The 23489-nt window shown below is 29.5% G+C and carries 25 protein-coding genes, 2 tRNA genes and 1 riboswitch; of the genes, 3 read left to right on the top strand and 24 right to left on the bottom strand.

Features of this window, described 5'->3' with window-relative positions; translation table 11 throughout:
* Positions 1-4 precede the first annotated feature (4 nt).
* From mreD to JOC70_RS08125, 6 genes are all read right to left on the bottom strand, one after another.
* Positions 5-496: a rod shape-determining protein MreD gene (gene mreD, locus JOC70_RS08150; RefSeq protein WP_204598373.1), complete on the bottom strand. Its 492-nt coding sequence runs from the start codon at positions 494-496 to the stop codon at positions 5-7.
* A gap of 10 nt (positions 497-506) precedes the next feature.
* On the bottom strand, positions 507-1352 hold the full coding sequence (mreC, locus tag JOC70_RS08145) for a rod shape-determining protein MreC (protein ID WP_204598372.1): 846 nt from the start codon (positions 1350-1352) through the stop codon (positions 507-509).
* 2 nt (positions 1353-1354) lie between these two features.
* A complete protein-coding gene (locus tag JOC70_RS08140; RefSeq protein WP_035308344.1) occupies positions 1355-2368 on the bottom strand; it encodes a rod shape-determining protein in 1014 nt (337 codons plus the stop codon).
* 19 nt (positions 2369-2387) lie between these two features.
* Positions 2388-3074: a RadC family protein gene (gene radC / locus JOC70_RS08135; RefSeq protein ID WP_204598371.1), complete on the bottom strand. Its 687-nt coding sequence runs from the start codon at positions 3072-3074 to the stop codon at positions 2388-2390.
* 116 nt (positions 3075-3190) lie between these two features.
* Positions 3191-3757 (bottom strand): Maf-like protein, encoded by a 567-nt coding sequence (locus JOC70_RS08130; protein ID WP_204598370.1) that lies wholly within the window; start codon positions 3755-3757, stop codon positions 3191-3193.
* A gap of 348 nt (positions 3758-4105) precedes the next feature.
* Complete coding sequence (locus JOC70_RS08125) at positions 4106-5236, bottom strand: DUF5667 domain-containing protein (protein ID WP_204598369.1); 1131 nt, start codon at positions 5234-5236, stop codon at positions 4106-4108.
* Positions 5237-5424: 188 nt separating this feature from the next.
* Here JOC70_RS08125 and sigI point away from each other — a divergent pair, with 188 nt between their 5' ends.
* Both sigI and JOC70_RS08115 read left to right on the top strand, forming a co-directional pair.
* A complete protein-coding gene (gene sigI / locus JOC70_RS08120) occupies positions 5425-6111 on the top strand; it encodes an RNA polymerase sigma-I factor (RefSeq protein ID WP_204598368.1) in 687 nt (228 codons plus the stop codon).
* Positions 6104-6994 (top strand): anti-sigma factor domain-containing protein, encoded by an 891-nt coding sequence (locus tag JOC70_RS08115; RefSeq protein WP_204598367.1) that lies wholly within the window; start codon positions 6104-6106, stop codon positions 6992-6994. The genes sigI and JOC70_RS08115 overlap by 8 nt, the downstream gene beginning before the upstream one ends.
* A gap of 95 nt (positions 6995-7089) precedes the next feature.
* Here the strand turns inward: JOC70_RS08115 and JOC70_RS08110 are convergent, their stop codons facing one another.
* The 12 genes from JOC70_RS08110 to glsA form a co-directional block, all read right to left on the bottom strand.
* The gene (locus tag JOC70_RS08110) at positions 7090-7824 is read right to left on the bottom strand and encodes a hypothetical protein (RefSeq protein ID WP_204598366.1); all 735 of its coding nucleotides are present in this window, start codon (positions 7822-7824) and stop codon (positions 7090-7092) included.
* Positions 7825-8102: 278 nt separating this feature from the next.
* Positions 8103-8708 (bottom strand): C40 family peptidase, encoded by a 606-nt coding sequence (locus tag JOC70_RS08105; protein WP_204598365.1) that lies wholly within the window; start codon positions 8706-8708, stop codon positions 8103-8105.
* A 3-nt stretch (positions 8709-8711) separates the two neighbouring features.
* Positions 8712-8859, bottom strand: a riboswitch (cyclic di-AMP (ydaO/yuaA leader).
* 169 nt (positions 8860-9028) lie between these two features.
* Positions 9029-9667, bottom strand: a complete 639-nt coding sequence (locus JOC70_RS08100) for a lactate utilization protein (RefSeq protein ID WP_204598364.1) — start codon at positions 9665-9667, stop codon at positions 9029-9031.
* Positions 9639-10187 carry a GNAT family N-acetyltransferase gene (locus JOC70_RS08095; protein ID WP_204598363.1) on the bottom strand — a complete coding sequence of 183 codons (549 nt, stop codon included), beginning with the start codon at positions 10185-10187 and terminating at the stop codon, positions 9639-9641. Before JOC70_RS08095 ends, JOC70_RS08100 begins: the two co-directional genes overlap by 29 nt.
* Before the next feature lie 187 nt (positions 10188-10374).
* Complete coding sequence (locus JOC70_RS08090; protein WP_204598362.1) at positions 10375-10797, bottom strand: hypothetical protein; 423 nt, start codon at positions 10795-10797, stop codon at positions 10375-10377.
* A gap of 563 nt (positions 10798-11360) precedes the next feature.
* Positions 11361-13574, bottom strand: a complete 2214-nt coding sequence (locus JOC70_RS08085) for a YhgE/Pip domain-containing protein (RefSeq protein WP_204598361.1) — start codon at positions 13572-13574, stop codon at positions 11361-11363.
* Positions 13575-13705: 131 nt separating this feature from the next.
* Positions 13706-13790, bottom strand: a tRNA-Leu gene (locus tag JOC70_RS08080).
* A 71-nt stretch (positions 13791-13861) separates the two neighbouring features.
* Positions 13862-14404 carry a lytic transglycosylase domain-containing protein gene (locus JOC70_RS08075; protein WP_207755252.1) on the bottom strand — a complete coding sequence of 181 codons (543 nt, stop codon included), beginning with the start codon at positions 14402-14404 and terminating at the stop codon, positions 13862-13864.
* 5 nt (positions 14405-14409) lie between these two features.
* Positions 14410-15009, bottom strand: coding sequence for a dephospho-CoA kinase (gene coaE, locus JOC70_RS08070; protein ID WP_204598513.1), 600 nt, complete (start codon positions 15007-15009; stop codon positions 14410-14412).
* 85 nt (positions 15010-15094) lie between these two features.
* The gene (polA, locus tag JOC70_RS08065; RefSeq protein WP_204598360.1) at positions 15095-17728 is read right to left on the bottom strand and encodes a DNA polymerase I; all 2634 of its coding nucleotides are present in this window, start codon (positions 17726-17728) and stop codon (positions 15095-15097) included.
* 80 nt (positions 17729-17808) lie between these two features.
* Positions 17809-18954, bottom strand: a complete 1146-nt coding sequence (gene aroC / locus JOC70_RS08060; RefSeq protein WP_204598359.1) for a chorismate synthase — start codon at positions 18952-18954, stop codon at positions 17809-17811.
* 96 nt (positions 18955-19050) lie between these two features.
* On the bottom strand, positions 19051-19968 hold the full coding sequence (glsA, locus tag JOC70_RS08055) for a glutaminase A (RefSeq protein WP_204598358.1): 918 nt from the start codon (positions 19966-19968) through the stop codon (positions 19051-19053).
* Positions 19969-20271: 303 nt separating this feature from the next.
* Between glsA and JOC70_RS08050 the strand changes: the two genes are divergently transcribed.
* Positions 20272-20358 (top strand) — tRNA-Leu (locus tag JOC70_RS08050).
* 105 nt (positions 20359-20463) lie between these two features.
* Here the strand turns inward: JOC70_RS08050 and JOC70_RS08045 are convergent.
* From JOC70_RS08045 to JOC70_RS08020, 6 genes are all read right to left on the bottom strand, one after another.
* Positions 20464-20835 (bottom strand): pyridoxamine 5'-phosphate oxidase family protein, encoded by a 372-nt coding sequence (locus JOC70_RS08045; RefSeq protein ID WP_204598357.1) that lies wholly within the window; start codon positions 20833-20835, stop codon positions 20464-20466.
* Between the two features lie 57 nt (positions 20836-20892).
* Positions 20893-21033, bottom strand: a complete 141-nt coding sequence (locus JOC70_RS08040; protein WP_204598356.1) for a hypothetical protein — start codon at positions 21031-21033, stop codon at positions 20893-20895.
* 426 nt (positions 21034-21459) lie between these two features.
* A complete protein-coding gene (locus JOC70_RS08035; protein ID WP_204598355.1) occupies positions 21460-21894 on the bottom strand; it encodes a gamma-glutamylcyclotransferase family protein in 435 nt (144 codons plus the stop codon).
* 277 nt (positions 21895-22171) lie between these two features.
* Positions 22172-22831, bottom strand: coding sequence for a DUF4397 domain-containing protein (locus JOC70_RS08030; RefSeq protein WP_204598354.1), 660 nt, complete (start codon positions 22829-22831; stop codon positions 22172-22174).
* A 169-nt stretch (positions 22832-23000) separates the two neighbouring features.
* The gene (locus JOC70_RS08025) at positions 23001-23144 is read right to left on the bottom strand and encodes a hypothetical protein (protein WP_204598353.1); all 144 of its coding nucleotides are present in this window, start codon (positions 23142-23144) and stop codon (positions 23001-23003) included.
* Between the two features lie 88 nt (positions 23145-23232).
* A complete protein-coding gene (locus tag JOC70_RS08020; protein WP_204598352.1) occupies positions 23233-23379 on the bottom strand; it encodes a CPC_1213 family protein in 147 nt (48 codons plus the stop codon).
* Between the last annotated feature and the right edge of the window lie 110 nt (positions 23380-23489).

The raw sequence follows: 23489 nt of genomic DNA, 5'->3' as shown, positions 1-23489 counted from the left end.
TCCTTTAAAATTTCCAATTTCGCCTCATATAATCTATACTACATAACTTATGAGTTAATCTATATACAGGTATAGATAAAAATAAATTATATAAGCTGTTAAAAAACACAAATCTAAAACTCATTCCTACTCCTACTACATATAGAATTACAAAAACCAAAATTCCTTTAAATATACTTATAGCAAAATTTGATAGTACAGGTATAAGAGTTTTTTCTTTAAATATACTCACCCCTATAAAACCTGATATCACAGCACATATCATATTAGTTAAAGCATTTACTCCAAGAATATTTGCAAAATAAATATCTTGAAACAATCCTGCAAATGCCCCTAGCCAAAGTCCTTCTGAATATCCGTTTACTATAGAATAACTAATTATAAATGTAAATAATAAACTAGGTGAAAACCCCTTTATAGAAAAAAAGGGCACCACCGAATTATCTAAAATTAGCATAATAATAGTCAAACCTGCCAAAGTTAAAATTTTTTTCATTTTTATCACCTTAATATGTTTTGTCTATTTTATTTTTGGGAACTACTACAAAAACTTCTTCTAACTTATTTAAATTTATATAGGGCTTAATAATTGCATTTTTCATTACTTTTCCTTTATCTTCCTCTACACCTATAACATAACCAATTCTGATACCTTTAGGATATAGTCCGCCAAGTCCTGATGTAAGTATCACATCATCTTCCTTTATCTTTGAATCCAAAGGTAAATAATATATTTTTGCTAACTGTGTATTATCACTATCCCTATATCCTTTTATAATTCCTACACTTTCTCTAGTGCTTTGAACAATTCCACTAACTGCAATATTTTCATTAGAAAGAGTTTGTACAATAGCCCAACTATTGCCTACAGATGTAACTTGCCCTACTAATCCTTGGGAGGTAACTACTACCATCTGTCTCTCTATTCCGTCATTTTTTCCTTTATTAATAGTAAATTCATCTAAAAAATTTCCTCCACTTTTACCAATTATGTCACATCCTATATAATTGTATTGGGAGTTTTGATTTTTAAAGTTAAGCATTTCTCTTAACCTTTCATTTTCATTTTTTAAAGCATCATACTCTAACGCCTTACTTTCTAGCTCATTATTCCTAGCTTTAAGGTTATTGTTCTCTTCTCTTATTACATTAAAATTTAAAATAAACCCTAAAAAATCCTTCACACCACTGCCTGAATTGTACAAGCCTCCTTGTACAGTATTTAAAGCTCCACCTACACTACTCTCAGCAAAAGATACCTTATCTCTTTTTGCACTGTAACCAATTAATATTAAAAATGTAACTGACAGAACAATTATTGTTACTGTCAGTTTATTTTTGAAAAATCTCATACTTACCTTTTCTTGCTTGCTGAAAGCTTATCTAAAGTATCTAATGCTTTTCCTGCTCCAAGAGCAACGCAATCAATAGGAAGTTCAGCTGTATGAACAGGCATGTGTGTCTCATCATATATAAGCTTGTCAAGTCCTCTGAGCATTGCTCCTCCACCTGCAAGCATTATACCCTTATCCATTATATCTGCTGCAAGTTCTGGTGGTGTTTTTTCTAGCGTACTTTTTATAGCATCAACAATAGCTGCTATGGGCTCTCTTAACGCTTCTCTAACTTCAGTGCTTGTAATATCAATAACCTTTGGAAGTCCTGTTATTAAATCACGACCTCTTATTTGCATTGAAATTTCTTCTTCTAATACATAAGCAGAACCTAACTCTATTTTTATATTTTCAGCCGTTCTTTCACCTACCATAAGGTTATATTGCTTCTTCACGTAATCTATTATAGATTGATCAAGTTCATCTCCAGCCACTCTTAAGGATTTACTTGTAACTATTCCTCCTAAAGATATAATAGCAACTTCTGTAGTTCCTCCTCCAATGTCTACAATCATGCTTCCCGTTGGCTCATTTACTGGAAGACCTGCTCCAATTGCTGAAGCCATTGGCTCTTCTAAAAGATGCACTTCTCTTGCTCCTGCAGATTTTGCAGCTTCTTCAATAGATCTTTTTTCTACCTGTGTTACTCCTGATGGATAGCATATTACTATTCTTGGACTTGTAAAAGCACTCTTAGGACTTACTTTTTCAATAAATTTCTTAATCATCGCTTGTGTTACGTCAAAATCTGCAATAACTCCATCTTTCATTGGTCTTATGGCTACAATATTCCCTGGAGTTCTTCCTATCATTTGCTTTGCTTCATCCCCTACAGCTAAAACCTTCTTAGTATTAGTATTTATAGCAACTACTGATGGTTCGCGGAGCTGTATTCCCTTTCCCTTTACATATACAAGAGTGTTAGCTGTTCCAAGATCTATACCTAAATCCCTAGACATTCCAAATAAACGCATCTAATTTTCTCCTTTCAATTTACAATATACCTTTTTCTTTTAAACTTATATAAACTCCATCTCCAATTATTATGTGATCTAATAGCTCTATTCCTATTATTTTGCTACATTCATTGAGTCTTTTCGTAATATTTAAATCCTCATTACTTGGACTCGGATCACCAGATGGATGATTATGACATATAATTATTGAAAAACTGCTATTTTTAATTGCTTCATTAAATACTTCTCTAGGATGAACAATAGAAGAATTTAAACTTCCCATAGAAACATCCTTAACCCTTATTACTACATTTTTTGTATTTAGCATTATTACTTTCAGAATTTCTTTTTTTAAGCATCTCATTTCTTCCATTACAATGGTTGCTGCATCTTGAGGTTTAGTAATTTTATACTCTTCCCCAGACTTATAGGCCTTAAATCTCTTTGATAGTTCACTTAATGCCACTATTTGAGAAGCCTTAGCACTTCCTATACCTTGGATATTCATTAGCTCATTTGTTGAAGAATTTATAAGACCATTTAATCCTCCTAAACCCTTCATAAGCTTACTGCAGAGGTTCAACACATTATCCTTTTTAGTTCCTGTCCTAAGGATAATTGCCAAAAGTTCTGTATTGGACAACGCCTCTGGACCATATCTAAAAAGTCTTTCTCTAGGTCTTTCACTTTCAGGTAAATCCATAATCTTTAAAGAATCATTCATTTTAATTACTCCCTATAGATCAGTTTTACCCCCATCCCTGTATAACCTTCAGAAATTTACAAATTTCTTGTAAATCCATATCTATCATATAGCTCATGTTTAATTTTAATTCTGTACTAATATTCTTTTAACATTCCATACAATTTGTTTATTGGTAATCCTACAACATTATAATAACATCCGTGAATTTTTTCAACAAAAATTCCACCATAACCTTGTATACCGTACGCCCCTGCCTTATCCATAGGCTCTCCAGTTTTTATGTAATTTAATATCTGGTCAGTAGATAGCTTTGAAAACTTTACTTCTGTACACACATAGTCTTTTTTCACTATATTTTTTGATATATCAACTATAGCTAACCCTGAATACACTTTATGAATATTACCACTTAACATACTAAGCATTTCAAAAGCATCTTGAGAATTTTTAGGCTTACCTAATACGTTGTTTTCAAAAAATACTGCTGTGTCACATCCAATGACTATCTTGTTTGAGTTTGAGAATTTTTTTGCTACTGCTAAAGATTTTCCTTCCGCAATTTTCATTACATACTCAGCTTCATTTCCATGAAATTCAACTTCAGATTCATCAAAATCACTTGTAATTACTTCATAGTCATTAATTATTCTTTTTAGCAGTTCTTTTCTTCTTTCAGAAGCTGATGCTAATATAATTTCCATGTTATCATCACCTTTTTAAGTTTTGCATGTAATATTATTTCCATTTTCACCTGATTTATATCTTATTCAGAACAGGTTTTATAAATAAATTAATATCATTTACTTTATGTCTTTTAATAGTTTAACATTTAATAATTTGTTAAACAAGTCCATATACAATATTGTTAAATTTTTTTTGTTTATGGAGAGTATTGTCGTATATTGAAAAAATGCGAAATAACTTTCAATTACTAATCTTTACTATTTAATCACTAATAATGGATTTAATAATCCTTTAAGCGATTAAATAGTAGAAACTAACATCTTGAAAGTACTTCGCATTTAAATTTTATTTATTTTTATAGTTATTTATTTAGCTTCTTTTGCTGTTTTTTCCTTAGCCTTTTCATTATTTGATGGTGGATTAATGTCTTTTCTTTTATTATTTATGGACTCATCTTTATCTTTAACTTCGGCTTTTATTTTAGTTTGATTATTATTCACATTTTTAGTTTTAACTGTAGTATTAGTTTCATCAACTATATCATCATTGGAGCTATCTTCTTTGTTATTAACTTGTGTTTCTTTAGTATTAGTTTTTGTTTCGTTTACATCGCTTGCTGATTTTTCTAATTTCTTTTCTTCTTTCTTTAACTGCCCTACACTCATCTTATTTGCATTTTTAGCTTGTACTAAAACCTTCAGCTCTTCTTTTTGTTTATTATAATCAGCTAGACTTTTTTCATAAGAATCTTTAGCTAATTTTATTGCTTCATCATCTCCTGATTTATTAGCTTCGTTTAGACTCCCTTTAACTATATTAAGGTCTCTTTTAGCTTCCTTTAATTCTTCTCTTGCTTGTTTTATTTCAACCATAGCTTCCATCTTTTGTGTTTGCATTTCTATAACTTTTGCAATTACATCTTGTGCATTTTCAGAAACTTTATCTTTAACGATTTTTAAAACTTCAATTGAGTTTTTTTGGCTCTCTAATATTTCATCTTCAATTTCTTCCAATTCTTCATTCTCTACAACCTCTGTATCTTCTGTATTATTATCTTCAACCTGTTCATTTTCCTGAGTATTTTCTTCAGTTGCTTCTTCAACATTCTCTTCATCTGCTAAATCTTTATCATCTTGTGATTCATCGCCTATTACAGTATCTTCTTGCATTTCTTCTAAAGCTTTTTCAGCTTCTTCCATATTCTCTTCATATTTTTCAATAGATTCTTTTGCTAACTCTTCATTACCTTCTTCTGCCATTACTTGACTTTCTCCAAGTCTTTCCTGAGCAATATTTAGTAATAATTTAATTTTTGCTTCCCCATTCTTGGATAATTTTATTTTAAAACTATCAACTAGGCAGTCTAATTTATACATAATACTGTCAGGTGTCACACCAGCAGTCTCCTTTAGAGATACCTCCCCTGCAGCAAAAGTATTAGTGTTAATTGTAGCAGCAATTGCTAAAGCTGTTAATAATGTTATAGATTTTTTCATAATTTAATATCCTCCTTAAATTGTCACATCTCAAGTACTTGAAACATTTCACTGTTTATCATTTTCACTTATCAATACGGGAAGTCATATATTTTTTAAGGGGGTGAGCATTGCCAAATTTTAAGTTTTACCTAACCCTCTAAAATTTATTATAATGAACGTATATACTTATAAGAAGGGGTGAGATTATGGATAATATAAATCCTTCTGAAGTTAAAGATAAAAATAAACTTATAGAAGAAAATAAAAATTTTATATATGGGTGCACTTATAAAATATGCAAAAGAATACTTCATTGGGAAAATGATGATGAATTAAGTATAGCAATGATTGCATTTAATAAAGCCTTAGATACTTATAATCATACTAAAGGAAACTTTCATAGCTACGCTAAAGTACTTATAAATAATTCAATAATTGATTTTTTTAGAAAAGATAAGAATAATTCTTTACTAGTATTTGATAATAATGAAGAATCTTTTACATATATTGATTATAAAAACTCTATTAATCAATATGAAATCCAAAAGGAAAGCGAACAAAGAATTGATGAAATTAATGCACTTAAAAATGAGCTTGCTAATTTTAAGCTGACATTTACGGATTTGATAAATCATTCTCCTAAACACATAGATACAAGAAGTCATCTGTTAAACATCGCCTTATGCTGCACTAAAAGCGATGATATAAGTACATATATAAGAGAAAATAAAGCTCTTCCTATAAAGCAAATAACTGTTTTAACTGGTTGCAACAGAAAATTATTAGAACGATGGAGAAAATACATAATTGTACTTTTTTTAATAATGTCAAATGATGAGTATTTATATCTAAAGTCTTATCTTAATATAAGTGTAGGTGATAAAAATGAATAGTATTAAAGGTATAATAATTGAAATTCAAAAAAATAAAGCAGTGCTTTTAACCTCTACAGGTGAATTTATAGAAGTGCTTGCTACTAAAGACATGAATGTAGGGGAGGAGTATATTAAAACTATCAGTCATACTAACTTTATTAGAAATATACCTAAGGCATTAGTTGCTGCACTTATTATGTTTACAGTGTTGGGCGGTGGATTGGGTGCTTATTATACTCCAGTTGCAACTTTAAATCTCAACATAAACCCATCTGTTCAATTAAAGACTAATTTATTTAATAAAGTTATCCAATCTAGTGCCTTAAATTCTGATGGTAAAGTTATATTAGATAGTATAAATATCAAAAATAAAAATTTTAATGATGCACTATGCTTAATCGTAACAGAAAGTGAACATCAAAAATTTATCACAGAAGATTATAAGGCAAGTAAATCTATTAATTTAGAAGTAACAGGTAAAAATTTAAATGTATCTGCCTTCGAAACTATCGTTCAGGAACATGGAATTTCACTTGAAGTAAAAATTAATAATAAAACTTCTGAAAACAATAAAAAATTAAATAACAAAGACACTAACTTAATAAATACAAATAAAGACTCTAATAAATTAAATATTGAAAATAGAACAAAAGATAATTCAGAAAGCACTAATTCAAATTCTAACATAAAAAACTCTGAACCATCTACTAATAACTCCTATAACAAAAACAATGATATAAAAACAGAAACCAATGATAACAAAAACAATGGCAATGCTAATAGTAAGAATATAAAAGATGCAAATTCTAAGAAAAATTTTAATGAAATTAATAATTCTAACTCAGAACCTAAAAAAAAAAATAAGGCTTCTTCAGATAAATCCTTAAAAAAGGAAAAATAAAAATACGGGCATTTTTAATCTCTAATCACAATTGCTAAATCTATGTTCTAGCAGTTGAAGATTAGAGATTATTAATTTAAAAACGCTTCGCATTTTTATTTCATTTTTTGAAGTATAGAATAGATAAATGTATAATTTTCTGCTGTTTTATCATTGCTTAATTCATTTGGCAATTTTGCCACTTTATCCTTTAATTCATTTAATGTTTTAATATTGGGGCTTTCTTGGTTTACTACTTCTAGGGATTTACACCAATTCTTAAAGTCTTGAGTTTGTATTGCCTTTACATTCTTTTCAGATAGTTTCCCAAGGACTTGTATATATCCATTTAATATTTCACTTATTTCCATATCACATAAATTATTTACCTTTATTTCAAACTTCATAGTTGAATTTGATATTTTATTAGTATTTAAAGTGTTTATTACAACTTTTGCAGCATCCTCTGTATATATACCTAGAAAAACCCTCTTATATTTATCATCATTTATAACAAATGGGTTTCCATAAGCGCTTAATTGACTTCTAGTTTTTTCTACGCCAGTGTCATTCCCAAACATTCCGCCCTGTATTGCCACATAAATAAAGCTATTACTACTTACTATGGATTCCTTAGGTGCTTTACCCTTATTATTTATATTTTTATCATTAACTTTAGTTTCTGTAACCTTTCCTTGTGTTTTTATTATGGAGGAATTCTTAATAAATAATTTGAAGAATATACTTCCTATTAAGAATGAAAGTATAAGTATCATTATAAGTATAATCAAAAAAATAACATTATCTTTTCTTTTTTTCTTTAAATCATATCTTGTATACTTTATATTCACCACTCCCTCTTAAGTATTCAATACATTGAAACCATGCTAAAATATCCTCCACCTTATTATAAAAATTATATATAAATTTTCCTCATATGTTACCTATATAATAATATTACACTTTACTTAAAATTATGATTAAGAGATTCTATCATTAATATTAAAATTTAACTTCCTAATCATTTAGTACTAAACTTACTACTAATTTATAATATATTGCTCCTAAATGAAATAAAAGTCAGTTAAAAACTGACTTTATATATTAATCATTACTTATTATCTATCATTTATTGAAGTACTCTTCTAGCTCCTGCATATCTGGAATCATAATAACTTCCTGAAAGACTGCTTACGATAACTTTACCACTTCCTGATGATGCATGAATGAATTGTCCTTCACCTACATATATTCCAACATGTGAAATCGAGGAATCTGTATTAAAAAACACCAAATCTCCTGGTAATAAATTTTCTTTAGATACAGCTTGTCCTGTAGAAAATTGAGTTCCTGTATAATGGCCTAAATTCACGCCAAATGCTCTATATACATACAAAGTGAACCCTGAACAATCAAAAGCTGATGGGCCAGCTGCACCCCAAACATATGGTTTTCCCATAAATTTATATGCATAAGACACTACATCTACTCTTCCATTTGAGCCTCTGCTTACAGTAGCTTTTTTGGCTGTTGCTTTAACAGTTGGATTTACAGTTTCTTTTTTAGGTACTACTATAACTTTATTCCTGTTAACTGTTGCTGCACGAACAGCTAAATTTTTAGAAGTTAAATTTACCGAATCAGCTTGTACACTATTATTTTTTAGCGCTCCTAGAAATGTCAATGATAAGAAGAAAATTACACTTATCACTATGCTTTGTCTTTTGTTATTCATTTATTATCCGCCTTTCTTTGCCTCCGAAGTTAGCTGACGGGTTCGGGTAAAGGTAACCCTACTTAATATATTTAATAGCATATTAAGATTAACCCCAATACATTGGTTCCTCCGTACCCAGATATTTTCCGGGATTCAGCTTGTTTGTATAGTTTATATTTTCTTGATTTTCATGAGTATTTTTATATATGATTTTATCGAAATGATTAGTTTGAGTTTGTTTCATATATTTCCTTGTTTTATTATACATGATTTGTTAATACTTAGTCAATAAAAGTTAACACCTTTTTTAAAATTATCAGTATATTTCGTTTAATTTTTTAATATCCTAAGTCTTTGTTTAATATGATAACCTTTATTCTATCATTTCTTTGTTTTTTCATTACTACATAATCGCAACAAATTCTATCATCACTATTACAATCCATACAATATCCAACTTTTGCGCAGGGGGTATTTTTATTTAATTTTTTTGCATTTACAGGCGCTGCAATTTTCTTTACTCTCTCTTCTGCTTCCTTTAAGTCTTTTACTATTTTATTTACACCGCATACTACAATAACTTGATCTGGTCCGAAAAGCATAGCTGCTACCCTATTGCCATTTCCATCCACATTAAATAGTTCTCCATTCTCAGTCAGAGCATTAGAACTACATAAATAAGTATCAGCACCAAAAGCTTTTTTATTAAGTTCCTTTCTTCCATCGACTGTCAAATTAGGATTGTATCTATCTAAAAATGTAAATTTACCGCTTCTTAGATAATCTATTACTCCCGTTTCCAATAAAGTCTCAGACCCCCCAACAGATACTACAGATCCCTCTTTTATTAACTCTTTTAACTTTTCAATTAGTTCTACTTCATCCTGCACTAAAACTGCTTCCATATTATTTCGTTTTAAATTTTCAATAGTTCTTTCTATTAAATTTTCATTTCTCCATTGCATAAATTTGTCCATTATTATACCTCCCTAAGGATTTTTTTAATATAAACACACTGGTTTTTTTATCATTTGTGTTATAAAGTTCTTCGGAAACTCTTATAACTTCATATCCATTTTTAGTCCAAAATTTAAACTTAGAACCATCCTCTTTTATAATTCGTGTATAAAAATCTCTTACTCCATACTCTTCTTTTAAATAAATACTCAATTTTTTTAAAATTATGCTTCCTATTCCCTTACTTCTTATAGACTTATTTAAAGAAATAGACCATATCCATGCTTCATGAGGATTTTTAAACTCAACTCTACCTTTTATGATTCCTAAAATTTCGTCAGTTTCTTTATCATTTATCTTCAAAAAGAACTCATTTTCACTTACATAATACTCTAAAAACTTTTCATAAATATCACTTATTTCTAATTCTTCATTCTGTGATATGCATTGATTTTTTAAATAATCACCTACATATATCACATCCTCTTTTTGTATACTCAAAATAGTCATATTATCTATAATTAAATTTATACCTAACATTACCCTCACCCCATTTCCTACATGATTTTATTACAAATCAGCATGGTTAAATTCATTCCAGGCATTTCATTATTAAATTATTCTACATATAATTTAAATCTCCTTGTATATTACTTATAAAATTTAATTTACTTTTAACTATTGATTTAAAATAAAAATGACTGCTAAAAAGCAGCCATTAAACTTACTAATCCCAATCTCTCCAATCACGATCTCTTCTACGTCTTCTTCCCCTTCGTCTTCTTCTACGTCTTCTTCTTCCACGAAGTTCGCTAAGTAAAAGTATTTCAAGTAAAGATCTTGGCCCCCACCATATTCCATTAGGGCTTCTATAATCGTTTAAATTATTATCATTATCATCATCTTTTATATGGCATTTATCCATTATGTCATCGCAAACTTTTTTAACCCAGTCCTTGGATGGACAATATTCCTTACCATATTTATATTCCATAACATTACAATGATACTTTATCATAGGCATAACTTGATTATAAAGCTCAGGATACATTCCCTTTAGCTTTTCATCATCTTCATCTCTATCAATTTCTTCTGGCATGTTAGACATAGGCATTCCACAATAGCATACGTAAGGACAATTATATTGCATATTTCCCCCTAAAATAAATTTCTCATCATTATATATATATGCAAAAGTTAAAAATTAGTTACAACTTTTAGAAATAAGACGACACATTTTTAATGTTTAACAGGTCGTATGGAATTTGCATAATTAATGAAACATCTCAGCACACTGAGATGTGCTAATTTATAACTAAATCATAGATTTCTATAAATTATGCAACCGTTCGCTACACAAAAAAGCTCTAATATTTCTTCCTTTTAAGGCACCTAAGTCTTCTAAACTCGCCTACAGCTCAACCAATAGAAGGCTCTATACGGCGCCTTAAAATTAGAAATAAAGAGCTTTTAATTGCTTGCTCAATGCTTTCTACAATGCAAATCCCATACTTGTGTTCAACATTAAAAATATCCTTCAGGCTTACTAACTCAAGGAATTTCGTTAAGAACCTCCTACTGTCTGAGCGACAGCGAGTTTAGGAGGATTAGGAATTTTTAATTTATAAATATTAGCCGTTTTTAGCGAAATGAACGTCTTCCTAGATGAAAATTTTATAAAGCCCAGAGCATTAAAAACGTCGCAATTTCCTTTTAATGTTCTGCAAGTCCACTTTCTTTGAATTTTAAGATGAACTTTTTCATTATTTTGTTTACCTTTTCCTTTAAGAATATTCCAATCACTAAAGATATAACAAAATATATAGATAATTTATATATATTGAAAATTAATAACTCCTTCAAAATTCCCCCTACAGTTTCTCTCATGCCTCCTATAGCATAAGTAAAAGGCAGCATAGGGTTTATACTTTGAAAGAATGGGGAAGTTAGCTGTATTGGAAACGTGCCTCCTGATGCTGCGACTTGTAATACCATAACTACCATGGCTATAGCTTTACCCACATTCCCAAATACAGAAACCAATGTGTATATAATCATCATAAATATAATACTTGTATATACTCCAAACACTATATACGGAAGTGGTGCTATAACATAAGTTTTAAGCAAGTATAAATTACCTAGGGTCACTACTAACGCTTGCATAATTCCAATTGTTACAAATGTAAGATATCTTCCTAAAAACTCTTGGGTTGGAGATATTTCTAATCCATCCTCAAAACTATTTACCTCTACCGATAGTAAAGCAAGCGCAATAAGTCCCCCTACCCATAAAGCAAGCACTGTATAAAACGGAGCCATAGCTGAACCATAATTAGGTATTGCGAAAAGCTTATTCTCCTTCATCTCTATAGGATTTGCTAAAAACTCACTTTCTGCCTTTGCATCTCTCTTTAATATATTTATGACCTCATTAATTTTTTCATCATCACTTAATCCTCGTAATTTTTCAGCTCTTTCATGCATATCATTTTGAATCCCAGGAAACTCCTCTTTTATTTCCTTCAATCTGTCACTTCCCATGGCTACTCCATCGCTGGCTAGTTGAAGTAAACTATCAATTAAAGGAATATTATCTTGAAAATTTTCAAGCATAGCAATGCCATTACTAGATATACCTTGAAGATCCTTTAGAGAATCATTAATTGCAGGTTCAGTTTCAGTATCAAAAGTGTTAATAATTTCATCTGTAAAATCCATAATATCATCAGCACCTTGAATTGCTGCGCGTATGCTCTCAGGTAAAACCTCATTTCCTTCGTCTATCGTTGTGATTATAGAGTTAATAACTTTCCTTTGTCCTGACATTTCACTTTTAATAGCTGAAAGATTACTAACAAATTTTCTTATAATTTTACTACCATTTTTTGTTATAATTGTATCAACACTATTAAGTTTTTTATCTAGTGAATTTAGGCGATTTATTTGTGAATTAAGTTTCTTTATTCCATCTGAATATATATCACTTACATTATCTAAAATCCTTCTCAAACTTCCACTATTATTTTGAAAGCCATATGCTGAATTTAAAAGTGTTTTAGCGGAATTTGTTGTGTCTTTTAAAAGAGTTAAATCTGACTTAATAGCTGGAGATATATTATCCATGATATTTATTGATTTTCCTAAAGCTTCATCTCCTGTTTTAGCAATATTAATAGTTTTATTTAATGTATCAGATATATTTTTTGTATTGCCCTGAACCTTTTCCATATACTCTTTAAAAACTAATGATCCTGAATAAGCATTATCTATGTGTTTTGCAATTTCAGGCATTCTATTATCTATTTCAATAATACTATCTGCAAGTTTCTTTAGTTGAGGCTTATTATTTTCTAATGTAACTCCAAGTTGATTACTCATAGATAAGATTGTATCACTAGCTGTTTTAATAAATGTTTTTGTAACTTCTTCTTGTAAACTACTTGCTCCCTTTCCAGTGATTTTAGGAGCTATAGCATTTACTTTTTCATTAACTGTATAAATTAGTTCAGATTTTTTAGGACTTTTTTCAGTTACAATAGAAAGCAAGTTCTTTGAAAAATCCTTTGTAATTGTTATAGTGGCATAATACTTTCCACTTTTTACACCATTTTCAGCTTCATTTTCATTTACAAATTTCCATCCTATATTCTGATTACTTTTTAATTTATTTATCACTTCATTTCCAACATTAATTTTCACGTTTCTAAATTCAGTACCCTTGTCCAAATTCACCACTGCTACAGAAAGATTTTTTGTATTTGAATAAGGATCCCAAGAAGCTTTAATATTAAACCACGCATAAAGAGACGGTAGTACAGTTATTCCAATTATTATAATTATTGCCACATAATTTGTAGTTATATTTTTTATATCCCTTTTGTAGATTTTAAAAATCCTTTTTAAGCTATCTTTAAATTTTTTCATAAATTTTGCAACCCTTCTTCGATAAAATTAATAGTATAAACTCACCTCATTTATTATACTACTGAGTACAACAAATTTAAATAGGAAATGCAAAAAAACTACCTATCTAGTAGGTAGTCTTAAATCATATTTGGTGCAGATGGCGGGATTTGAACCCGCACGCCCTGTGGACACTACCCCCTCAAGATAGCGTGTCTGCCGTTCCACCACATCTGCAAATCATTATTAATTATGCATTTTCATTATATCAACATCACTGTTAACAGTCAAGTGGCATAGATTAAATTTTATCTTCCATATAAAAACTTATAAATATTATAACTTACCTTAACCTTTTTCACGTACTTATCTGTTTCTTTAAATGGAATATAACTTAAAGTTTCTCCATCCTTTGAATATCTAGTGTCCTTTAGCCATTTTTGTACATTTCCCTTACCCCCATTATACGAAGCTAATGCTAAATCAAAATTATCAAACTGCTTAATAAGATCACTTATATACCAACATCCCATATTTATATTATAATCTGGTATAAAAAGTTTTTCTTCGCTATGATCCTTTATATCCATTTTCATGGAAATCCACTCTCCGGTTTCAGGCATGATTTGCATCAATCCTTGTGCACCCTTTGAAGAAACAGCCCCTGGATTAAAACTGCTTTCTGTCCTTATAATTGCAGCTATTAGATATGGATCCACTTTATATTTATCTGCATATTTATATATACTTTCAGAGTACTTTAATGGATAAAATCTTCTCACTATAGATGGAACTTTAAACAAATAAAATGCTACAACTATTACTAAGATGATTTTTATGACTTTTTTCAAAAAACTTACACCCCCGATTTTATCACTCTAACAAGCTTTTCAACTTGTTTTTTAGTTTCTTCTATAGTAAAGGTATTATCTATAATAAAATCTACCATTTTTCTTTTTTCGTTTAATGACATTTGCGAGTTAATTCTGTCCAAAATTTCTTCATATTTTAATTTATCTCTTTCCTTAACTCTTTCAATTTGAGTCTCCCTATCTACCCAAACTAATATATTAAAATCCATACATTCATTAAGTCCCTGCTCTATAAGAGTTGGTGCATCTACTACACATGCCATCTCTCCCAGCTTTTCATATTGATTCATTTGATCAAATATTTCTTTTTTTATATATGGAATTATAATTTTTTCGTACTCTAACCTTTTTAGTGGGTTTTTAAATATAAAGTTCCCAAATTTTCTTCTAATTAGTTCTCCATTTTTATCTATAAATTCCGATCCAAATTTTTCTTTAATAGTTTGAATAATTATGGGATATTCCTTTAAAACCTCTCGTGCTATAATATCTGCATCAACTATAGGTATACCCTTTTCTTTTAATAAGGAAGATATGGTAGTTTTTCCACTACCAATCCCTCCAGTTAACCCAATTCTTAGCATATTGCCATTATACCTTCTTAAGCACTCTGTTTTCAACTGGTAAAAACTATATAATCTGATATTCTTCCCATCTTCATTCAGTTCTCTACTTTGCATCATACCAGCTTTCTCCTTCATGAATATCTACTTCTAATGGCACATTAAGAGGCATTACATTTTCCATGGAATTTTTTACAATTTCCCTTACCTGTTCTAATTCACTTTTTTCTACATTTAATATAAGTTCATCGTGTACCTGTAAAATCAGCTTACTCTTTAATTTATTTTCTTTAAGGCTATTATATACCTTAACCATAGCCATTTTTATAATATCTGCAGCACTTCCCTGTATAGGAGTATTCATCGCTAGCCTTTCTCCTAGTGCCTTTATCATTTTTTTAGAGTCTGCTATTTCAGGAATATGTCTTCTTCTATTTAATATAGTTGTTACATACATTTCCCTATGAGCCTGCTGTATAGTTTTATCCATATACTCTTTTACCTTAGGATATCTATCAAAATAAGCATCTATATATGCTTTTGCTTCTTTTCTAGAAATTTTTAAATCCTGGGCTAAACTAAAGTCTCCTATACCATATACTATTCCAAAGTTTACAGCTTTAGCATTACTCCTCATGGTAGATGTTACTTCATCTAATGGTACGTTAAATACTTCTGAAGCAGTTTTTGTGTGGATATCATCATGATGTTTAAAAGCATCAATTAAATTTTCATCTTCTGAAATATGAGCAAGTACTCTTAGTTCTATTTGAGAGTAATCCGCAGATAACAATAGTGAACTCTTATCTTCTGCTACAAATACCTTTCTTATCTCCTTACCCATTTCATATTTAATAGGTATATTTTGAAGGTTTGGTTCTGTACTTGAAAGCCTTCCTGTAGTAGTTACTGTTTGATTAAATGTTGAATGTATTTTCTCATCGGTATCAATCACATTTTTAAGTCCTTCCACATAAGTTGAATAAAGCTTTGTAAGCTGTCTATAATATGTTATTTTTTCTATAACAGGGTGTTTGTCGTTAAGTGCTTCTAAAACTTCTGCATTAGTAGAATAGCCCGTTTTTGTTTTCTTTATTACAGGTAAATCAAGTTTTTCAAATAGTATTTTTCCAAGCTGCTTTGGTGAATTTATATTAAATTCTTCATCAGCCAGAGCATAAATTTCCTTTTGCATTTTATCTATTTCTATCTGAAATTTTTCTCCTATTTGTTGAAGCATTTCTCTGTCAACTTTAAATCCTTCTTGTTCCATAAAAGAGAGTACTTTAACTAGCGGTAACTCTACTTCATAATAAAGCATATCCATATCTAGTGACTTTATTTCGTCTCTTATTTCTTCGTATAAATCCTTTAAAGCTGAAACTTGTCTTATGAATTTTTCTTCTCCCTCTGCTCTTATTTCACGCTTTAAGTAGTGAGGAATTAAAATATTTAAATTATAGTCACTTCTTGAAGGCTCGATTAAATAGGCTGCTATCTTAATATCAAATATTACATTTTTAAAATCTACTCCCCATTTATTTAAAACCACATAAGGAGCCTTTACATCATAAGATACTTTTTTAATATCCCCTGATTCTAAAATATATTTAAAATCTTTTAAAAACTCTTCTTTATCCTGTAAACTTTCTATATTTATAGCATAGTTTTTACCTAAAAAATTTATGTATATATCTTTTATGTTTACTAAGGAATAAGTACTTTCATTTTCTGTATTAAATAATAAAAATAATATTTCTTTTTCCTTATTATCGTTTATATTGTTTATAAGATTTTTTAATTGATCATTATTATGTATTACGTTAAATTCAATTGTTTCTTCCTCAAGTATTTTATTTTCTTCCTTTTGTTCATAATATATTTTATCTAGCAATGATTTAAACTCCAAATCCAAGAACATCTTTCTTATAGCTTCTGCATCATAATTTTCATTGGATTTTATAGAATCTAAATCTATTTCAATTGGAACATTACACATTATTGTAGCAAGTTTTTTACTAAATATAGCCTGCTCACTATTTTCTATAAGAGATTCCTTAATCTTTTTCCCACTTATATTTTCAATATTATTTAGTACACTTTCTATGCTGCCATATTCCTTAATAAGCTTATAAGCAGTTTTTTCTCCAACACCAGGAACTCCAGGGATATTATCAGAGGCGTCTCCCATAAGCCCTTTTACATCTATAAATTGCTTAGGGGTAACACCATATTCCTCAACCATTCTATTTGCATCATATATCTCTTTTTCTGTAATTCCTTTTTTAGTCAAAACCACTTTTATGTTATCACTTGCTAACTGAAGTGCATCCCTATCTCCTGTAACAATATAAACCTCAATCCCTTGTTCTTCCGCCTTACAAGATAACGTTCCTATTAAATCATCCGCTTCAAATCCTTCTATTTCAAATATATTTATATCAAATTTACTTAAAAGTTCTTTCACTATAGGAAATTGCTCTGCAAGCTCTGATGGCATCTTTTTTCTTCCTGCTTTATACTCTTTATATTCATTATGTCTAAAGGTAGGAGCAGCTTTATCAAAGGTACATACTATGTAATTTGGCTCTATTTCCTCTTTCATTTTTAAAAGCATATTTGTAAATCCATACACAGCATTTGTATGAATGCCTTCTCTATTCGTAAGCAGTGGTAATGCATAAAAAGCTCTATTCATAAGACTATTTCCATCTAAAATTATCAGTTTTTCTTTGTTCAATTAGTTCATCTCCCTTATTTTTAAATCACTAATCTCTATCCAATATCTTAATAACATTTGTGATTGTAATTATTAGCTATCTACCTTAAATATACGGTTTCTCTATAAAAATTTATACTTCTTTTAAGCTCATAAAATTCATCTGCCGGAAATTTATTTAAAATTTCCTTTAAAATTTCAAAGGCTACTATATTTTCAAGAACTATTGAAGCCGGTACTACTGCGCACACATCCGATCTCTCATATCTAGTTTCAGTATTTTTTCTTTTTCTAAGGTCTATGGTTCTTAAATCCTTTTTTACAGAAGGAATAGGTTTTATAAATACCTTAGCTTCTATATTTTCTCCATTGGAAACTCCTGCTTCTATTCCTCCTGAATTATTTGAATATCTTTTTATATTATTGCCATCATAATATATTTCATCATTAAAATTACTTCCTCTACGGCTTAAATCTAGTCCATTTCCAAATTCTATTGCCTTTACCCCTTGGAGAGACATAATCGCATAGCTTAATATAGCATCTAGTTTTCTGTCCCATTGAGTATAACTTCCAATCCCTAGAGGTACTCCTTTTACAGAAATCTTCACACTTCCTCCTATAGTTTCTCCCTGCTCTTTACATATGTCTATCTTTTTCATAAAGTTTTTTGACATTTCTTCATTGTAACATCTAACTGGGCTTTTTTCTATTTTCTCATATATATTATCGTCAAACAAATCAATTTCTTCTTCATGGAAGTTTCCTATGCTATGTACAACACTTCTAACTTCTATTCCAATACTCTTTAATATAAGTTTACACATTGCTCCAACAGCAGTTCTTATAGTGGTTTCTCTAGCTGAGGTTCTTTCAATAACATCTCTTATATCTCCTGTGCCATATTTAAAATACCCAACCATATCTCCATGCCCAGGCCTTGGCACAGTTATTCTATCCTCAGGCCCCGCTTTAACCTCTAATATATGTTTCCAATTTTCATAGTCTTTATTATATACGGCTAAAGTTATTGGATTTCCCGTAGTTTTATCCCCTCTAAGCCCTGTGATAATTTCTATTTTATCATCCTCAAAGTTCATTCTTTCTCCACGTCCATATCCGTACTGTCTTCTTTTAAGTTCACTATTTATAAAATCTATATCAACATCAAAATTGGATGGAATTCCATCTATTATAGCTAAAATCATCTTTCCGTGGGATTCCCCAGCATCTAAAAATCTCAACATAATTATCTCTCCTAAAATTTACTTTGGTAACTATATATAGTTTACACATTTTTAGCCAAAAAATCACCCACAAAAAAATTGCCCTTAGGCAATTTCTTAAAATATACTTAAATCAAGTTCCCTCGATAAATCTTCTAAAACCTTTATTCCCGCTATACTGTTCCCCTTAATATCCAATGAAGGCCCTATAACCCCTATTCCCATTCTTCCTGGAACAGCAGCAAGTATTCCGCCACCTACTCCTGACTTTGCTGGCACCCCTACATTAACTGCAAAATCTCCAGAACCATCATACATACCACAGGTTACCATAATTGTTTTTATTATTTTAGCAACATGTCTTGGAATAGCTCTTTTACCATTCCATGGCATTACCCCATCATTTCCAAGCATTGCTCCTATCCTAGCAATATCCCTGCAAGTCACTTCCATTGAACATTGTTTAAAATATACATCTAGAATTTCCTCTACATCTTTTGTTATAACTCCTGTACTTTTCATAAAATATGCAAGAGATCTATTTCTATTACCAGTTATTTTTTCTGATTTATAAACCTCCTCATTTATTGTAATATCAGCATTATTAGTTATCATTCTTGTAAACTTCAATATTTTATTAAAAACTTCATCTGAATTTTTCCCTTCTATTAACCCTACAGTATCAATAGCTCCTGCATTTATCATTGGATTTAATGGTTTATGTGAGTTTTTTATTTCTAAATTTACTATCGAATTAAATGCATCTGAAGTAGAATCTACTCCTACCTTTGAAAAAACATAATCAGCACCATTGTCCAAAATAGCAACCATAAGAGATATTATCTTTGAAATACTTTGCATAGTAAATTTTGTTTCAAAATCTCCTGCAAATTCCTCTTCTCCATCAATATTACATATATATATCCCTAAAGCATCCCTGTTTGCTTTAGCAAGCTCTGGTATATAAGATGCTACTTCCCCGTCTTTAGTATAATTTTTATTGTTTTCAATTATAGTTTTTAGCAATCTACTCATAACATACTCCTCCTATAGTATAATCTTCTATAGCTTTAAAGTCTTCTTAGGCAATTTTTTCACCTTAATGTATTAATCTAACCTCAACATAATCTTTAATATTAAATATATTCCATACCTCATTATCAATTTCCTTTTTACGATAAATATCATTTCTTTCTATTTAATGAATATGATTGTTTATATATTAAATAACTAAAGCTAAAAATATTTGCCTAATTATATAAATAAACCTTTGTATAAACTTATCATTAAATATTCTTGACTTATAACCCTATATATGGTATTATTGATATACGATATGCCGAAGTGGTGGAACTGGCAGACGCGCCGGACTCAAAATCCGGAGGTAGCAATACCGTGCGGGTTCGATTCCCGCCTTCGGCACCATAAAAAGCACTTTAGATTTAATCTAAAGTGCTTTTTATTCTATATAAACAATACCTTCCTCATTATTAATAACCATATCTTTCATTACACTACTGATTTACGATGTTATAAAGTTTGTTTTATAGAATTAATTTTTATTTCTCCTGCTGCCCTTGCCCATGGATACTTTTGTTTAATTAAATCAAATTCTTTACCTTCCTTTATAAAGCACATGGTTCCATTAATTAAAAACCCTGTGCCTTGGCCTTGAAATCCTTGAACTTCCCTGCTTCCTATTGTAACTTCAACTTTATTATTTTTCTCTATATTAGCTTCAGTTTCATTCATAAAACCAACAGGAAATAATACCTTTTTATCATCAATAACTTGTATGTAACTATTCCAATTATTTACTAAATGCGCCTTACCTTCTCCTTGTGTTGCAATAGCAACTACCCCTTCATATTTTAATACTTCTTTCATTTTCTGTGGAATCATATTTATAGCCCTCCTTAATTATTCAATTTTATAATATTTTCTTGCTGCTTATATTTCTTATTTATTTTCTTTCCTTATTTCTTTATATTTTGACTTATTCTTATCTTCAGAATTTATATATTCGTAATCTCCCCTTTCATTTTTTCTAATTCCAAGTGATGCCATTTGCTTTTGAGTAAAACTGCGTTTGTTAACCATTTTAATTACTCCTTTCTATGGTTAAATTTTATTTGTAAAAAAGATATTTTTTTATAGTTTTACCTACAGTTCAGATTTAATTCTTACCTATTCAGCGATGTAAATTTTCTCATTGATATTTTTATAAATTATGTTTAAGATTTAAAAGCATGGATATAATTAAGATATAAAATAAATTGTCCCCGCCCCCTATAATGTATAAAGGATAGACTAGACCCCTTTCTAGTTCTATTCTTTTGTATTTTGACTGTACCGAAGATAATTATCATACAAAAATTAAAATCAGATAATATAACAATTTAATTGATTTTAACAAGTACCTATAGCTTAATCTTTTTAAAATCTTAAAAAACCCAATTTATGTTACAAATGCTAAAAAGGATAAATCTAAAAATTTATCCTCTCAATTATGTTTTCTTCTTATCTTCATTCGTCTTTCATAAACTTTCTCCAATCTCCATGCGATACTTCTTCATGTCTATTTTTAAGTTCATGTTCACTTTCTTCATTATACTTATAAGTATATGCTTTAACTTTTCCGCTTGTACCTATAAGTTCTACTTCTAATATAACACGATTATACTCATTTTGATTATTATCCTTTCCATAATAATGTTCCATTTCATCCATTTCTTCTACTGTTTTTTCATAATCTTCTATAGTAATTAATTCTCCATAAACCCATTCATCACCATCAATCATTGCTGGATATCCTTTATTCTCCAAATGAAATAACTTTCCTTTTGTTTTAGCTTCATGTTTTGTTAAAACCTTTCCCTTTAAATATATATCGTGATTATAAAATCCTTCTGATAAACTCCCATAAACAAACAATGGAAGTTTTTCCCTTGGCCCTAGCATAATCTCACTCCCTCGATTCTTATATATTTATGAAAAACTACTAATTTATTTTTCTCTAAATTTTATTGTTTATACTTAATCTTTAGTTCTATACTTAACTTTTCATTTTTAAAAAATGAAGCATTTTATCAATATTAATAAAAGTAATTAATATTAATATAAAAATAAAAATTACGAAGCAACTTTTAATTTATAGTTAATAGTGAATTCTTTACCTATTAACTATAAATAAATTACTTCGCAACCTTACTAGCCCATTTAGATACTAAATTATCAGTTATCTTCCAATGTAGGAAGATCCATCTAGTGGTATAAGCACTTGAATCAGTGGGTCACCCCCGGTAAGTCCCACTATATAAATTGTATATGATCTATTTGGTTTTAATCTTATGTTGGGGACAGTCAGAATTACATTTTGAGCACCTGTAGGCCTTGCCTGTATTGTATAAGTAGACGGATTGACAGTAATATAGTTTGTTGTATCTTTATAACCTATATCGCCAAAAAGCTTTGTACCATTTGATAATGCAATATCAATATTGGGGGTATTAGGTGATAAGTGCACAAATTTTATAAGAGTTTTACTCTGATTAATAGTTGCTACATCTGGCACAGCATATAATTCTATATTGGGTAAATTTCCAATTGCAGCTACTGTGAAAATCATATTAGATGGTATATTTACCTCAGAATTTAATATAGGATTTATTTTTGTACCACTTGGATAAATTTTAATATTATATCTACCTGCTGGTAATTGAAAATATGGAGTAAATTGTTGATATCTAATTCTTTTTATAATTAAATTATCATTAGCATATATGTCTACTATTGGAGCACCAGGTGCAGCATGAAGCACCCTTACAAAAGAATTAGGTTGTAATTGTTGTTGTCTATAAAAATAAGGATCACATATTTCATATGGACAATAAAACATATATTAACACCTTTCTTAAAATATCTCACCCTAATAAAGTATGAAACATTTATTAAAAGTGTTCACAAAAAGTTATACACTGACTTTTTTTAACAATCAGTATAAAGGCAACCAGTAGCGTATATTTAATCTTAGCAAACTACTGGCTACCAACTACTAACTTTAGTCATTAGAATCTATTAGTGATTTCTCTTTGTATTCTTCCTATATCTTTTTCTCTTAAATGAGTTTCTGTCCTTATTTCTTTATGTGTTTTTCCCTCTATAAGCATTTGCCTTGCTCTTTCTTTTAATTGTTCCTTATTTTCATTCATCTATAATCACTCCTTAAATTTCAATATAAACATATTTTTCAGCAAATTTAATGTTGAGTTTCATCCTAATATTTACAAACCATATATTTTAAAAATCATTTTCTGGATATGCTTTTGGATCTTCAAAAACCGATCTGGCACTTTCTGCTTGAGGATCATGTTTTATATTCTTTTTCTTAAAATGACCATCTTGTTTTTTGTTATTTTTAGTACATCTCATTTTATTATTAGACATAAAAACAACTCCTTTCTGTACACATATTTTTTGTACAAAAAGGAGTTTTATACCTGGCTATTAATTCATGTTTTAGATTAAACATCTCAATTCAATAAGTCAACATGTAC

The organism is Clostridium pascui, assembly GCF_016908015.1.
GTDB classification, from domain to species: domain Bacteria; phylum Bacillota; class Clostridia; order Clostridiales; family Clostridiaceae; genus Clostridium_AK; species Clostridium_AK pascui.
Note: the sequence above shows the minus strand (reverse complement) of the source record. Positions and strands in the feature narration are given on the sequence as shown.